General features: G+C 37.2%; 13 protein-coding genes. All 13 read left to right on the forward strand.

Annotated elements, in window-relative coordinates:
* Positions 1-816: 816 nt before the first annotated feature.
* On the forward strand, positions 817-1,905 hold the full coding sequence (locus FT993_RS08410) for a hypothetical protein (protein ID WP_147862109.1): 1,089 nt from the start codon (positions 817-819) through the stop codon (positions 1,903-1,905).
* An 80-nt stretch (positions 1,906-1,985) separates the two neighbouring features.
* Positions 1,986-3,425: an MBOAT family protein gene (locus FT993_RS08415; RefSeq protein ID WP_147862110.1), complete on the forward strand. Its 1,440-nt coding sequence runs from the start codon at positions 1,986-1,988 to the stop codon at positions 3,423-3,425.
* 136 nt (positions 3,426-3,561) lie between these two features.
* Positions 3,562-4,323 (forward strand): hypothetical protein, encoded by a 762-nt coding sequence (locus tag FT993_RS08420; RefSeq protein ID WP_147862111.1) that lies wholly within the window; start codon positions 3,562-3,564, stop codon positions 4,321-4,323.
* Positions 4,324-4,395: 72 nt separating this feature from the next.
* Complete coding sequence (locus tag FT993_RS08425; protein ID WP_147862112.1) at positions 4,396-5,373, forward strand: glycosyltransferase family 2 protein; 978 nt, start codon at positions 4,396-4,398, stop codon at positions 5,371-5,373.
* A 76-nt stretch (positions 5,374-5,449) separates the two neighbouring features.
* Positions 5,450-6,589 carry a glycosyltransferase family 4 protein gene (locus FT993_RS08430; protein ID WP_187240783.1) on the forward strand — a complete coding sequence of 380 codons (1,140 nt, stop codon included), beginning with the start codon at positions 5,450-5,452 and terminating at the stop codon, positions 6,587-6,589.
* Entirely contained in the window at positions 6,579-7,361 is a 783-nt protein-coding gene (locus FT993_RS08435) for a glycosyltransferase (protein ID WP_147862114.1), read from the forward strand. The genes FT993_RS08430 and FT993_RS08435 overlap by 11 nt, the downstream gene beginning before the upstream one ends.
* Positions 7,358-8,569: a glycosyltransferase family 4 protein gene (locus FT993_RS08440; protein ID WP_147862115.1), complete on the forward strand. Its 1,212-nt coding sequence runs from the start codon at positions 7,358-7,360 to the stop codon at positions 8,567-8,569. The genes FT993_RS08435 and FT993_RS08440 overlap by 4 nt, the downstream gene beginning before the upstream one ends.
* Complete coding sequence (locus FT993_RS08445) at positions 8,559-9,782, forward strand: glycosyltransferase family 4 protein (RefSeq protein WP_147862116.1); 1,224 nt, start codon at positions 8,559-8,561, stop codon at positions 9,780-9,782. The genes FT993_RS08440 and FT993_RS08445 overlap by 11 nt, the downstream gene beginning before the upstream one ends.
* A gap of 1 nt (position 9,783) precedes the next feature.
* The gene (locus FT993_RS08450; RefSeq protein ID WP_147862117.1) at positions 9,784-10,968 is read left to right on the forward strand and encodes a glycosyltransferase family 4 protein; all 1,185 of its coding nucleotides are present in this window, start codon (positions 9,784-9,786) and stop codon (positions 10,966-10,968) included.
* 27 nt (positions 10,969-10,995) lie between these two features.
* Positions 10,996-12,168 (forward strand): glycosyltransferase family 4 protein, encoded by a 1,173-nt coding sequence (locus FT993_RS08455; protein ID WP_147862118.1) that lies wholly within the window; start codon positions 10,996-10,998, stop codon positions 12,166-12,168.
* Between the two features lie 2 nt (positions 12,169-12,170).
* Entirely contained in the window at positions 12,171-12,935 is a 765-nt protein-coding gene (locus tag FT993_RS08460; RefSeq protein WP_147862119.1) for a glycosyltransferase family 2 protein, read from the forward strand.
* 54 nt (positions 12,936-12,989) lie between these two features.
* On the forward strand, positions 12,990-14,045 hold the full coding sequence (locus FT993_RS08465) for an exostosin family protein (RefSeq protein ID WP_147862120.1): 1,056 nt from the start codon (positions 12,990-12,992) through the stop codon (positions 14,043-14,045).
* Positions 14,045-15,376, forward strand: coding sequence for a glycosyltransferase family 2 protein (locus FT993_RS08470; RefSeq protein ID WP_255504455.1), 1,332 nt, complete (start codon positions 14,045-14,047; stop codon positions 15,374-15,376). The genes FT993_RS08465 and FT993_RS08470 overlap by 1 nt, the downstream gene beginning before the upstream one ends.
* Positions 15,377-16,696 lie beyond the last annotated feature (1,320 nt).

Consider the following 16,696-nt stretch of genomic DNA (forward strand, 5'->3'; position numbering starts at 1 on the left):
CTCTCTTTTGCTAATTAAACATCCATAAATTTAATTATTTATCTTTATATTTTCTCTTATGCAAGTCTAAAGGAGTGGGCCAGCTTAGCCAACAGGCATTTTTAATGCCGTAGTTGGACTTGCTGGGTTGTATCGAGAAGTGATTCAATTAAAACTATAAAAGTATTCACCACTTTTCGACTTGTTCTCGATACTTCGCATTTTTGTTCTATCGCCCAAAAATGCGAAACTCGAACTGACAGGGCGTGTTTTTGAGTTATTTTATACACCAGCAGCCCAATTCAAATAGCGATTCAAAGCAGGGCTTTGCAATCTTTTTCTTCAGTATAACTTGTGTTTTGCGTGAAGAATTGGCGAAGCCTTGGAGCCAATTTAGCAAAATACAAGTGGTTTTCAGCAAAGCTGAAAAATACCCCAGAAAAAGTGTACTTTTTACCGACACTTCGGTAACCTGCCCCGAGTCTTCGGGGTTTCGTTTTCTCCTGTATCCGACGAGCGCAGCGAGAGGAATACACCGTAAAGAAAATGAAAATTAGGACATAGTATTATCAATGAATTGTAAAAGAGTAGCTTTTGAAAAAGAAAATAAACTCGCTACTTTTCCACTTGCTCTCGATACTTCGAATTTTTGGTTTACCACCAAAAATCCGAAACTCGAACTGACAAGGCAGGTTATATTACAAAAAGAATAAAAAAAATACCATTTAAACCCGGCTTATCAAAAATAGCCCTCTCGTGTTGCTCAATTGCATCGCGATAAAGTTTATGTTAAAAAAATACTATCTTTATACTGTTAACCAACACCTAAACCACCCTATGAGGCTAGCAGACTTATACGATTACAACCTCTTTGAGCAAGATTCAGAAAAAGATATACTAAGCACGCCAAACGATCCTGAGGCCTATCACCAACTATTTATCAAACGCATGTTGGCAGTTATAGAGTTTGAAGATATTCGAGTCAATGAATATGAGCCGCCCAAGAACAAACGCAAATTCTTGTTGAATCTTTATAAAACTGGTTGTCTGAGAATAAAAGAGAATGGTATTAACTGGCACTCTTTCATGGAGAAGTTTTGTAATATAGAAATCGAAGACTTGAGTGATCTAGAACAACCAGAAATACGCAATTACCGCGACTATTTAAAACAGCACATAGAAGCCTATAGACGAATAGATAGTGCGGTTGACTACCGACCAGATAGCCCAGAGCTTATCGGAATAGAGCGTTTCATTACCGAAAATATGGGTTCAATAGATTATTTCAATTTTACTGACTTAAGAGATGAACTATACTATCTAGAGCAGAATTTTGCCAATTATTACGCGCAACATTTTATAGGCGAATTAGAGCTGCCGGTGGTTTATGCCTTTCCGTCTGTTGTTGATAAAATAAAAGCGATACGCCATTTGGTAAACTCTGCTTATTTAACAACTGCTACCCAAAATGATTTGAAACGCCTGCTGTGCCGTTGGGTGCGGCAATTGACCAATCATTTGATATACAAGCTTGATTTAAGTGCTGCAGACTTTGATCAAGAAGATTTTATGCAACATTTTGCACAAGCCATTCACTACCAGCCACAGTCTAGTTCAAGCAAGGCCATCCATTATCCCACAGCTATTTTTAGTTGTTCACAGGCTTATTTGCTGTTCCATGCCATTGCCCAAAAGGCCAATAACCAAACCACCCTGAGTTATGTTTACCGAAGAATGCAAGAAGAAGACCAGCTGATTATCCCTCGGGATTATGAGTTTAGAACCTGGTACAACCAACAAGACTACCCCCTTAACCTAGAATATACTACGCAAACCTTGGCCAAAAGCTTCTCAAAAGAGCGTGAGTTCTTCTTAGATTTGCTGTATGAGCAATACGGCTTGAGTCTTGAAAAAAAAGAAACTTAAGCTTAGCTTATCTAAACGTCCCGACTAGAAACCAACAAAAATGCGTATACTTGTAGCTTTTTTGTCAACCTAGAATTGCTATGCTATTCAATTCGATAGATTTTGCGGTATTCTTACCCATCGTTTTCGCTTTATACTGGCTTTTGCGAAAACATTTACGCGCCCAAAACGTATTAATTGCCCTAGCCAGTTATGTGTTTTACGGTTGGTGGGATTGGCGATTTTTATTTCTAATTCTGTTCAGTACGCTAGTCGATTTTTTTGTAGGCTTGCAACTGGAGAAAAGTGAGCATCCTCAACGGCGTAAGCTGTTTTTATACCTGAGTTTAGGAGTAAATTTAGGGCTACTGGGCTTTTTCAAATACTATAACTTTTTTATCGATAATTTTAATCAAGCCTTTAGTTTCTTTGGAAGCGAAGTTAGCTTTCGGGGCTTGGAAATCATTCTGCCCGTAGGCATAAGTTTTTATACTTTTCAGACACTGAGTTACACTATAGACATCTACCGACGTAAGCTCCCGGCTACCCGTAATTTTGTAGCATTTGCGGCCTTCGTAAGTTTTTTTCCTCAATTGGTGGCCGGACCCATTGAGCGAGCCACTCAACTGTTGCCGCAATTTTTTAAACCTAGAAAATTTGATTACCAACTGGCCGTAATAGGGATGCGACAAATTTTATGGGGCTTGTTTAAAAAGGTGGTCATTGCCGATAATTGTGCACGTTATGCCAGTGAAATTTTTGGAAATTCAGGCGATTATAGTGGAAGTACCCTGCTTTTAGGCGCCTTGTTTTTTACTTTTCAAATTTATGGAGATTTTTCCGGCTACTCTGATATTGCCATTGGTACTTCGCGACTTTTCGGATTTGATTTGATGCGCAATTTTGCTTATCCGTATTTTTCAAGAGATATTGCAGAGTTCTGGCGTCGATGGCACATTTCGTTATCCACTTGGTTCCGAGATTACTTGTATATACCTTTGGGCGGTAGCCGTGGTAGCACGGGTATGCAAGTACGCAACACCTTTATTATTTTTGTAGTCAGTGGCTTTTGGCATGGCGCCAATTGGACTTTTATAGTTTGGGGCGCCTTGAATGCTTTGTATTTTTTACCTTTACTATTGACCAAGCGCAACCGTAAAAATTTAGATATAGTCGCTCAAGATGGTTTTTTACCCAGTATTCAGAATCTAGGGAAGATTTTGATGACCTTTGGACTAACCGTATTGGCTTGGATATTTTTTAGAGCCGAAAATATAAGTCACGCTTTATCTTATATTAATGGTATTTTTAGCAAAGACTTATTTCAAATACCCGAAATAAGACCCACCAATTTATTTGTTTTGTTGTTATGTTTTTTGGGTGTCGAATGGTTAGGGAGAAGAGATGATTTTGCATTAGAAAAAAGCTTAAACTTAAGGTATAAAAGCTTAAGATGGCTTTTGTATTTGTTGATTCTTTTAATCATATTTCTTTTCGGTTATACAGGGGAAAAGCTCGAATTTATCTATTTTCAATTTTAAAATGAGAAAATTTATATTACAAATTTCAATTTTTAGTGTTATTCTTCTAATTATCAACTTTTTCTTAAAGCAGTTAGGAGACGAGCTATATTTCGGGAATTATAATGTTTATTCTTTAAGTTATAAAACATATCTAATGTCTGATTCACACGGTAATGCTCTTGAAGATTACCCAGAAGAATTCAACATTTATAACTTTTCAGCCCCTAGTGACTCATATTTTGATATGGAAAGAAAGTTGAATTTTCTAATTGAAAAAAATGCTATCGATACTTTGATCCTTACAGTTGATAATCATACTCTAAGCCCTTACCGCGAAAGTTTAAATAATTTAGATAGATCTAAATTTTATTTAACACGAAGTGGGTATGATACCACTTTAGATTACTACGTAGATAAGCTCTACGGTTTTCTAATTATTTCTGAACCTAAAATTGGTCTTTTGATTCAAGAATATATGGCGCAAGAGCTAAAAACTATTTTCAATAAACCAAAATTTTCCCAAAATAACTTAAACAAAACTTGGAAAGATATAGGGGTTAAAGAACGTGCTTACCGAATTAACAGACGATTTGAAAGTCAGTTTGGTTTTAAAAATAGTTCACAAAAATTGCAGAGAAGTCTAGAAAGAATGATAGGTTTATGTAAAGCCAATAATATTGTTTTAATAGGTATTAAATTTCCACTTACTGCCTCATATTATAGGCTTATTAAAAATAAAGATATGGGTGCTGCTAAAATTTTAGAAACAAGCGGTTTTAAGGTTATGGACTTTTCAAAAACTTACTTTGCCAAGGAAACTCTATTTGAAAATGAAGACCACTTAAACTCACAAGGTGGTGATGTTTTTACTAGACTATTACATAGTAATTTGCGACAATTATCAACACTGAATTAGGTTGGTTAACTTGGTTGTTATCACTACCAACAAAAATGCGTATACTTGTAGTTTAAATAAAAAGTCTAATTTATGGCAGAACAGCCCCTTGTTTCTATCATTATTCCCACCTACAACCGAGCCCATCTTATAGGAGAGACCCTGGACTCGGTGTTGGCGCAAACCTATACGAATTGGGAGTGTATTGTAGTAGACGATGGCAGCACCGATGCTACCGATGAACTAATGGCCGAGTACTGCGCCAAAGATTCCCGCTTTAAATATTTATCTAGACCACCTGATTATTCTAAAGGTGCAAATTCATGTCGACATATTGGTTTTTTAGAATCAAAAGGTGAATATGTTAATTGGTTTGACTCAGACGACATAATGTTACCGCAACACCTAACCTTAAAAGTTTTGAACATAGTTAAAGAGGATAAAGACTTTGTAGCTTGCGAAGTTGCTCGCTGGTATCAGAATTCAGAATTCGATAGAATTATACCGATAAAAAATAATTATAATATGAACCCTGTTTTAGGGCAGTTTGTAGGGGAACTTACACTTTTTACTTGTGGACCTTTATGGAAAAAAAAATTTCTAATTAAGGAAAAACTCTTTTATAAAAACTATAAAATTGAGACAAATGATACAGTCTTAAATGATTGGGAATTTAATTTAGAAGCGCTGTTAAAAAACCCAAAGTTCAGTTTTATCGAACAAGTATTAATTCACTATAGATTTCATAATAATTCAATTTATGCAGATAGAATGGGTAAAAACATTTTTAAATTACAAGATGAATTAGAAATTAGGATAACTATGTATAATAAGTGTAAAAAGTTTTTAAAGTACCCCAATGAGAAACTGGATTTTTTCTACTTAACTAAACTATTGAAAATATCTAGATCTTTTCTTTATCAGAAAAAGAAAGTTCCTAACTTAATTTATAAAGAAATAAAAAGACTTAAAACTTTTTCTAATTATGATAAAGCTAAAATTTATATTTCTTTACTTTTTAGTGATATAACCAAGAGAAGAATTAAATCATTACGGTTAAATGAAAATTAACTATCTCGTGCGGTCTTTTCCTAATAAGACAGAAACTTTTATTGTACATCACGTAAAATACCTAATAAATCAAAACTTGTTAAATAGTTTTTTCACCAAAAGTTTAAAAAAAGATTATGATGCATTTGATGGAATTTTAAATGAGTTGAAAAATAATTTAGTTGAGTATCCAGTCGTTAAAAATAATAAGGACCGGTTGCAATATTTAATTAATGTTTTAAAGTCACCAGCCAAATTGAATGTATGGCTAAGGTATATTCTAAAAAATAAGAAAGTTAAATTTAAAACACTTTATGATATTTGTTATTACTCTGAGTTAGAAGAAAATCAAATAATTCATGTACAATTTAATACCTCATTAGATGATTTGAAAGACTTAACCAAATTAGGACTGTTTAAAAATTTAAAGGTAATTGTCACTTTTCATGGTTATGACGCCTTCCGGCTAAGTCCTAATTTATATCTTAGAGAGTATGAATGGTTTTATAGACATCACGTCAATTTTATAACCGTGAATTCAAATTATTTAAAAAATCACCTAATTAATGTTGGTGTCAGTGATGAAAAAATTAAAATCATACCTGTAGGTATTAATATAAATCAGAACCTTGCCAATTTTAAAAAGCGTCGAGAAAGAAATAATACTTTAAAACTCATAAGTGTAGGTAGATTAATACAGCTAAAAGGTCATGAATATGGGATTAAAGCGGTGGCAGATTTAAAAAATAGGGGTATCGAAGTTGAATATATTATTGTTGGGTCTGGATTAGCCTCATATGAAGATTACCTTAAGTCTCTTATTACTAAATTAGGTTGCGAAAGTGAGATTAGAATGCTTGGACATAAAAACCAAAAAGAGATTACAGCCTTATTTAGCAATAATGATATTTTCCTTATGCCTTCAACGTATGATAATAATACTTTTAGACGGGAAGCTTTGGGTTTAGCGGCTATTGAAGCACAAGCCTATGGGCTACCGGTAGTGGGTTTTAACACAGGTGGTTTAAATGAGGCGGTTTCTAATGGAAAATCTGGTATTCTTGTCGAAGATCGAAATGTAAATGCACTTGTTCTTGCCATATTAAAATTATTTAACGACAAGAGTGTATATCAAAATTTTAGTGAAAATGCAAGGAAATATGTTTTTGAAAATTTTGAGAATGCTGTAATTTTCGAAAAATACACTAAATTATATAAGGCTTGTTATGATTCCTAAAATAATACATTATTGCTGGTTTGGTAAAAAACCCTTTCCTTCAATTGTCGAGAAATGTATTGTTTCTTGGCAGGAACATTTACCTGAATATGAATTCAAACGATGGGATGAAAGTACGTATACATTGACCAACGAATTTGCAAAAAGAGCCTATAGAGATAAAATGTATGCATTTGTTGCCGATTATGTACGATTGGATGTTTTGCAACGTATGGGGGGAATTTACTTGGATACCGATATGCTAGTGCTAAAACCTTTTGATACGTTTTTAAATCAGAAGGCTTTTGTCGGGTTAGAATCGGAGCATTATATCAGCTGTGGAATAATTGGTGCAGAACCCAATCATCCGTATATCAATGCTTGCTTAAATTTCTATCAACAACTTTCAAAAAAACAAATCAATTATAAGTCCTTAATAATCCCCAAAATTTTCACAAAAGTATATAGAGAATTGTATGCAGTACAAGGCGATTTGAGCGTTGCTCAGCACAAAGATTTAAGCGTGTTTAAACAAGAATACTTTTACGCTTATCCGAACCCTAAGGTTAAGGAATCTTATCTATGTTATAAAAACTATACCACAAATGATAGTTTTGCCGTACATTTATGGCATAAGAGTTGGAAAAAGGAATCTGCCTTAAGTCTTATGCGTAAAGGTAGAACTGTAAAGGCATTGGTTAGGCTATTCAATGAAATGCGTTTACCTTATTCTAAAGTTAACAAAGTTTATCTGCGCAAAATAGCATCTGCTTTTAAGAAAAATCACCTATGAGTAATTCAAATAAAATCCTAATCGTTTATGGTTCTTTGAACTCGGTACCTTCTCCAGAAGGAGCTGCACCAGCCAAAGTAATTCAAGAAACCATTGAAGCCTTAAATGATGATCGTTTTATAGTACTTTCAAATACCAACTTAAGGCTAAAGGATTGGGATTATGATCGAGAAGTTTTTCGCCATGTCGCTTTTAATCATTGGTCGAAACTAAGTTTACTACTATTAAAGTTACGTTTTAATTATAGTGAACGTAAACAACTTTTCATTACCGGTAGTGATGCCCAATTGCATTATTTTATTACGGTTTGTTTATATGTGCGAAAACATCAATATAAAAAAATAATTGTACACGTAAGTCCTGGTTTGGTGAGCATGTTAAAATTATTTTGCCCAGATGTTGAAATCGTATTTTATCATCACGGCACCTCTTTGCATACTAAACTTACAGAAAGACAATGGGAACAACTACTCCATCAAACAAAAGGTATTATTGGTGTAAATCTAGCTGCAAAAATTAAAGCAAATGAAACTTTTCGGAAGCAAATAAAAGAACAGTATTTTAGGGTTTACAATGGCATTTCCAGTATGAAACTAAGCAAATCGGAAAAATTTAAAAATTTTACTGTTTTGTTTTCAGGGCGTATTTGCAGGGAAAAAGGCGTATTGGATTTGATCAAAGCAATTAGAAATTTAAGTGATAAGGGATTGAATGTTAATCTTATTTTAGCTGGAGGTGCAGGCACAAAAAGAGGATTGGCAGAGGCTAATAAATATCTTGAAAAGTGCAAAGTATACGTTAATACACATAATTTAAATGTTACTTTTACTGGCTATTTAGAAAAAAAAGCATTGCAAAAACTATATAACCAAGTACATGTTTTGGTTTTACCGACTGATGCCAAACTTTCTTCTGAAGGTTTATCGTTATCTTTGATAGAGGGTTTATCGGCTGGTTTACCGTTAATCGCAACTGCTGTTGGGGGTAATGTTGAAATTGTAATCGAGAATCAAAATGGCTTTTTAATCCATACCACTGAAAATCGTGAAAAAGAAATTGCAAATTATATAGAATACCTACTTTTAAATCCAGAACAGTATAATAAAATTTCTAGTGCAGCAGAAAGCTTTTATTTAAAAAACTTTACGCCATTGAGAATGAGCTCTCAATTTATTAACTGTTTAAAAAAAATAGATTTTGTCAATTAAAATCCTACTCGCTTCAGGTTCCCGTCATAGTATACCGCCTTTGCAGCACAGCCCAGGGGTAGCACGGGTCATCTATACGCTGAGTCAAGCCTTAAAAAAGGAGGGGTATGACATCCAAGTAATCAGTCAATACCATCCCGATTTATCAAGCCTGTCTTATGACCGCAAGGTATATCGGCACCCTAAACCCAATTGGATTACAGGCATGCAACAAGCTTGGCTAAAATGTTTGCCCTATCGTTGGCTAAAAAAACGTTACGGCTTTACACAAATTGATCGTATTCTATATTATAAGGGAGTGGTAAAAGAGGCAAGTAAAATTAAACCAGACTTGGTTATTAGCTTTATGCACATAGAATTGTTTAAACAATTGCATCAGCATATTCCTCAAGCCCAACATATTTATTTTTTTCGTAGCACCGACTTGGCTAAGCGTATCGGCAAGGCAAATATGAGTTACTTGTTGAAAAATAGTGCAGGCTTTTTAGCCAATACCCAAGCACCTATTCAAGAATTAAAATTCTTTGGAGATTTTGACTTCCCAGCAAAGACCATTTATAATGCAGTATTGCATCCAAGACCCGATAAGGAAGAAATAAAGCTAGCGCGTCAAGAAATAAGAATGCAAAATAATATAGACGCAGATGCAGTGGTATTAGGTTTTGCAGGTCGCTTTAGCGAGGAAAAATCTTTATTAGAATTGTTTCAAGCAGTTGCAGAGCTGAATCAAGCTGGGGCTAATTATCATATCCTGTTAGCAGGGGATATCCGAAACGAAAAAACTCCAAATTGGCCTTATTATCAAAAATTAAAAAGTTTTGAACAACAACAGCTTAAAGGTAAGGTACATTGGCAGGGTTGGGTGACCCATCATAAACTTTGGGAATTTTATGCAGCTATTGATTTTGGCTTGGTGCTTTCAAAATACAGCGAGGGCAATTCCATGTTCTTGCTAGAATCTCTTTTCTATGGTAAACCCGTTATTGCTACCCGCATCGGCGGCAATGCTGAAGTAATCCGGACAGGTTACAATGGATTTTTGGTGCATCCAAAAAAAATACAAGATGAATTAGAACAAGTTCTTTACCGATTACAACAAGAATCTAGCGGTTATGAAATTTTAGTAGAAAATGCTAAAAACTATATAACGCAGCATCACGCACCGGCTATTATGATTCAGCAGTTTAAAGAATATTTGCAAAATTTTAATTAAAATGAAAATTATTCTTTTTGACGGTTCCTATGCGACAACGGTTTTTATTCGCCGTTTATTAGCGGGTTTGGTAAAGGCTGGGATAGAAGTGAGCGTGATGGGCTTTAATGAGTCAAATCCGCATCCAGTTGCTGGGGTAAAGTACCGGCCTTTGGGCAGCAACCAGTCAAAAAGACGCTTGCTGCAAACCAGTTGGTATTATGCTTGGCAAAAGTTTACCTGGGCTAGCTTTAAGCATACGCTAAAGCATTCCCTGCGTGGCAACCGCCAAGCCTTACAGCAACAAAACCTAGCTTTTGTATTAGAAAATGATCAACCCGATGTGTTGCATGTGCAATGGCCTTCTTTATTGCCCTGGCTAGCGCCTTATCGCGAGCAACGCCAGTTCAAACTGCTTTTAAGTCAGCGTGGATCTCAAACCAATATTAAACCACAGGTAGATGAAGAGTTTAAGCAAATGCTTCAAGCCTGGTACCCCCAACTCGACGGTATTCATTCGGTTTCTCGAGCAATCCAGCAAGTAGGTGCTCAAATCGGTCGTCCGCATACTGGGGTAGAAGCGGTGGTATACACGGGTTTGGCTTTAAATGAATTCACATTCAGCGAAAAGCGTGTAAACTCCGAGACTTTGGAATTGATTTCTGTAGGCCGTAGTCATTGGATCAAAAACTATGTTTTGGCATTGCGCGCCTGTAAGCTGTTAAAAGAACGCGGCTTGTCTTTTCACTATCAAATTATTGGAGCAGCTGGAGACGAGGAATGTATTTATCTACGTCAGGCTTTCGGCTTGGAAGAACAAGTAAGTTTATTGCCGCGTGTACCCATAGAGGAAGTTAGAAGCGCTGTGCAAGCAGCCGATTTTATGCTGTTACCCAGTATAGAAGAAGGCTTAGCCAATGTAGCCGTAGAAGCCATGGCTTTAGGCACGCCAGTGATTTCAACTCGTTGCGGTGGTATGCACGAACTAATTAGCCACCAAGAAAACGGTTGGTTGGTACCCAGTCGGGATGCTTTGGCGCTAGCCAATCAAATCGAGCAAGTAACACAACTAAACAAAAGCACTTACGCCCAAGTAGCTAAAGCCGCGCGCAATAAAGTAGAAAAGCAGCACCAAGAACAGCAGATGGTTCAAGGTATGATTAGATTATACCACCGAGTTTTAGATAAAAGTGAAAATGAAGCTTAGACTTAAAATAGTATATTCGCATAAATCATGAAAATCGTCTTAGTTTTATCTTCCCCTCCTGGGTATTCCGAAACTTTTTTTCGGTCCAAAATAAAAGGTTTACAAGCCCAAGGGCATGAACTAATCTTGGTGACCGGACCTAGCCAGCGATCTTTTGATTTATGCAAGCATATAAAGCATCCTAAACGCTATCAAAATGTGTTGCTACAACTTGGAGCAATGTTTTGGGTGTTGTTGGGTTTATTGCCTTATGCATCAAAGCTTTATCGGTACTGGCAATTGGAACGCAAACAGCAAACCCAACCAAAACGCATACTGGAAAAAATATACCTGAATGCGCGTTTGTTGCAATCCCAAGCCGATTGGCTGCATTTTGGTTTTGCCAGTATAGCATTAGACCGAGAATTGGTAGCCGAAGCCATTGGAGCTAAAATGGCCGTGAGTTTGCGCGGTTATGATATTGGGGTTTACCCGCTTAAACATCCGCAGGCTTATGATTTACTCTGGCAAAAAGTGGATAAGCTGCATAGTATCTCTCGGCACTTATTGAAAAAGGCTTATGCTTTAGGTTTGTCTAAAAATATACCTTTTCAGATTATAAGTCCAGCGGTAGATGTTGATAAATTACCAGCGGTAAAAAATATTAATTGGCAAGGTAAAATTCAATTGCTGAGCGTAGCGCGTTTCAATTGGATTAAAGGTTTAGATGTGTTGATTGAAACAGCGTATCTTTTGAAACAAAAAGGATTGAATTTTCATTGGAAAGTAATTGGTGGAGGTACAGCTGCAGAAAATGAACGCTATGCTTATCATATTTATGAAAAGCAGTTAAAGGGTTTTATAAGTTTGCTCGGCCCACAGAGTCATAAGCAAACCCTCGAATGTATGCAAAATGCTTATCTTTACGTTCAAAGCAGTTATACCGAAGGTTTTTGTAATGCGCTATTGGAAGCTCAGGCCATGGGTAAACTTTGCGTCGCCTTTAATCGGGGTGGGATAGGAGAGAATATTCAAGATGCATATACCGGCTGGTTGGTGCCTGAAGTGAATGCCCAGCAATTGGCGGCTCAAATCATGCAAGTTTGTGCCTTACCCGAAAGCCAACGCCAGCAGATTCAGCAACAGGCGCAGCAACGCGTACAAAGTCAGTTTAATTTGGAACAGCAACAACAAGCCTTTCAACAATTTTATAGCGTTTAAAGATGTTAAGTATATTAATCACCCATTATAACCGGTTCGAAGCTTTAGAAACTTGCATAGAAGCAATAAAAGGATTGGATTTAAGTAAAGTAGAAATCGTAGTAGCTGACGATGGAAGTGCAAATGAAGTTCAAGCGCAATTAGCCAATTTACCCATTGACAGACTCTTACTTTCCCCCAAAAACACGGGGCTTACTTCTAACTTAAACAGAGGTATTAAGGCTTGCCGATACCCTTTTATTTTTTACTGTCAAGAGGATTTTATCCCATCATCTGAACTTCCAAATTATTTAAAGGAAGCTATGGCAATAATAGAACAAGGTCAAGCCGATATGTGCCGTTTGGCGGCTAATTATAAGTTTCCAAAATTATTACCGTTAACTTCCAATTTTGGATTAATTCCAAAGTTTTCTTGGAGAAATTTTAATTACAATACCTTTCAATATAGTGATAACCCTTTTGTGACGACAAAGGCTTTTTTCGAGCGCTTTGGTTATTATTTAGAAAACACTAGCGGGGCTTACGGTGAAAATGAGTATGCCATTCGTATTATGAAATCTAAAGCCCGTATTGCCATATCCTATAAATTTCCATTTTTAAAGGAAAGGAAATGGGATTCTGTCATTCAAGGGACACGCAAGAAAAGAAAATTATTAAGACGCATGGGTTTGCATAAGAAAATAAGAGCCTTAAGGTTACATTTTGAATACATTTGCTACCAACCCAAGAAAAGAGGATTAATAACGATAAATAATCAACGCAATTAATACTTTGACTTACTTAGTGAACTTATCTTAATTAAATTTGATGTTTCATATAGAATGAGAATATATTACCCCAAAGAACACTATGATCCGCAACAACGTGGAGCTTTATTTCCGCTTTTAAAGGCATTCATCAAAGCTTCGAGTTTTACCGATACCCAGCGTATGGCTTTGTACCAGTTGCATTCGAAGGATTGTGCTTTTGTGGAATTTATAGAAGAAGCCGAGTTGGTGATCTTACCCATGAGTTGGAATTACTACCAAAAATACAAACGCATGCCTCAGGCGCTAAAACTGCTTCGGGCCGCTCAAGAATTGAATCTGCCGGTTTGGAGTTGGAATGCGGGCGATTTTGGGGTAAAAGTACCGGTGTATCCGCATTTGACGGTATTTCGTATGAGCGGTTATGCTAGTCAACAACGCATCGGACACCGCGGTTTACCAGCTTTAATTGGCGATCGATTTTATCAGTATTTGAATAAGGGAACATCACAATATTTAGCTTACACTTCATTGCCACAAGTGGGTTTTTGCGGTCAAGCAGTGGCTTCACGGAGGAATGCGGTAAAAGACGTTATAAAAATAGGCTTACGCAATACGCTAAGCCGTTTAGGGCTGAAAGCCGATGAACCCCAAGCGCTGCTTTCGGCTAGTCATTTACGTGCGCAATTGTTGGCAAATTTACAGCAGCATCCTGGTGTAAACTGCGATTTTATTGTACGGGAGCAGTACCGGGCGGGAGCCAAAACCGCCGCTGAAAAAGAAGAAAGCACCCGAGTTTTTTATCGGAATATACGCGATAATGCCTACGTGCTATGTGTACGTGGGGCAGGAAATTTCTCGGTGCGCTTTTATGAATGCCTGATGATGGGTCGCATACCCATTTATGTGCATACCGATGGTCACTTGCCTTTGAATGATAGCATAGATTGGAAAAAGCATGTGGTTTGGGTAGATTACGCCGATCGTGCTCAGCTAGCCGAAAAATTAATCGCTTTCCACCAAGCTTTGCGCCCCGAAGAATTTGTAGCTTTGCAACAAAGCAACCGACAACTCTGGGAGAGCCAATTGCGAATGGGGGGCTTTTTTAAACAAGAATACCAAAAGCTTTGATGTTTCAATTTTTAAATTATTTACAACCTACTCAGTATTTTCGTTTGAGGCGCAAACAAGGGGATTTTGTTTTTCCCCAAGTTGAGGCATTGGCTTCTAAAGTACAGCAGCAGCTGCAAGCCGATACTCACTTCGAGAGTACTATGGCCCAAGCCTATGATTTATCTTGGCAAGCCATTCAAGTTGGGTATATTGGGGATGCACCCACTTATACAGATTTTGAAACTTTGCCCTTAGCGGATGAATACCGTTTTGCGCATAAGTATTTTCATCCGGTATGGTCGGTTTATATTTTATTGATCCGCTTGCTGGGTTTACGGAATCCTTTTAAAGAAATCACCGCCTACCAAAAAGGCCGAAAAGCTTCGCGTAGCTACCTGCACAAACAGGCTCTCACTTATGAAGATTATACTACTTATGAGTCGGCTTTGGTAAAACAACAGCCTTTGGTAAGTATAATTATTCCTACTTTAAACCGTTATTCCTATTTAAAGGAGGTGTTGCGAGATTTAGAACAACAGGATTATACGCACTTTGAAGTGTTGGTAGTGGACCAATCTACTCCTTTTCAAGAGGATTTTTACCGAGGTTGGGATTTGAACATACAGGTTTTGCACCAACATGAAAAAGCGCTTTGGTTGGCCCGGAATACCGCCATAAAACGAGCCAGAGGTTCTTTTATATTGTTGTATGATGATGACAGCAGAGTAGCTTCAAATTGGATCAGCGAACATATGAAAGCTTTAGATTACTTTCAGGCTGAGGTATCTTCGGGAGTATCTATTTCTCAGGTAGGTGCCGAAGTACCGGCTCATTATGCTTATTTTTCGGTATCTAGTCAGCTAGACACCGGAAACGTTATGCTGCGAAAAGAAGTATTTACGCGAATTGGTTTATTCGATCGGCAATTTGAGAAACAGCGTATGGGCGATGGTGAATTTGGGATGCGGGTTTATTTGGCGGGCTATTTAAATGTATCGAACCCCTATGCCAAGCGTTTGCATTTAAAAGTAGGTTCAGGCGGTTTAAGAGAGATGGGCAGTTGGGATGGTTTTCGCCCTAAAAGCTGGTTAGCACCGCGACCGGTCCCCAGTGTTTTGTACTTTTTCAGGAAATACCATGGCGATGCTGCAGCCCGTTGGGCACTGTTAAAATCCATTCCCCCTTCGGTGATGCCCTATCGCTTTAAGCGGAACAAAGCTATGCTGATCATAGGAGCTTTAGTTTCGGTACTGCTTTTCCCCCTAGTCATGTTGCAAGTCGGTTATTCTTGGCACCTCTCCAGTAAGAAACTCCGCCAAGGCGCCCGTATTGCCTATTTAGACGATTAGTTTATACTGCTACGCGCTTGTAGAGACCTTTCGGGAGTCCCGAGCATTCGGGTTCTCGATACTTCGCATTTTTGTTCTACCGCCCAAAAATGCGAAACTCGAACTGACAGGGCGTGGTTTTGAGTTATTTTATACACCAGCAGCCCACATCAAAAAGCGATTCAAAGCAGGGCTTTGCAATCTTTTTCTTCAGTATAACTTGTGTTTTGCGTGAAGAATTGGTGAAGCCTTGGAGCCAATTTAGCGAAAAACAAGTGGTTTTCAGCTTGCCTGAAAAATACCTCAGAAAAAGTGTACTTTCTTTTGTTTCGTTTTCTCCTGTATCCGACGAGCGCAGCGAGAGGAATACACCTTAAAGAAAATGAAAATTAGGACATAGTAGTATTGATGTATTGCAAAAGAGTAGCTTTTGAAAATATAAATAAGTTCGCTACTTTTCGACGTGTTCTCGATACTTCGCATTTTTGTTCTATCGCCCAAAAACCCAAAACTCGAACTGACAGGGCGTGTTTTTGAGTTATTTTATACACCAGCAGCCTAAATCAAAAAGCGATTCAAAGCAGCGCTTTGCAATCTTTTTCTTCAGTATAACTTGCTTTTTGCGTGAAGAATTGGTGAAACCTTGGAGCCAATTTAGCAAAATACAAGTGGTTTTCAGCTCGTCTGAAAAATACCTCAGAAAAAGTGTACTTTCTTTTGTTTCGTTTTCTCCTGTATCCGACGAGCGCAGGGAGAGGAATACACCGTAAAGAAAATGAAAATTAGGACATAGTATTTTCAATGAATTATATGGAAGTAGGTTATGAAAACGGATATAAACTCGCTACTTTTCGACGTGTTCTCGATACTTCGCATTTTTGTTCTATCGCCCAAAAACCCGAAACTCGAACTGACAGCGTGTGTTTTTGAGTTATTTTATACACCAGCAGCGCACGTAAAAAAGCGATTCAAAGCAGCGCTTTGCAATCTTTTTCTTCAGTATAACTTGTGTTTTGCGTGAAGAATTGGTGAAGCCTTGGAGCCAATTTAGCAAAATACAAGTGGTTTTCAGCAAAGCTGAAAAATACCTTAGAAAAAGTGTACTTTCTTTTGTTTCGTTTTCTTTATACAAGTAAAGAAAATGAAAATTAGGACATAGCAAGATTGATGAATTGTTATGATGTAGGTTTTGAAAAATAAAATAAACTCGCTACTTTTCGACTGCACCTCGATACAAGGGTGTTTGCCTATCGTCAAAAACCCTCACTCCTTTAGACTTGCATAAGAGAAAATATAAAGATAAATAATTAAATTTATGGATGTTTAATTAGCAAAATTCCA

It is taken from the genome of Mesonia sp. HuA40, assembly GCF_008017835.1.
GTDB lineage: Bacteria > Bacteroidota > Bacteroidia > Flavobacteriales > Flavobacteriaceae > Mesonia.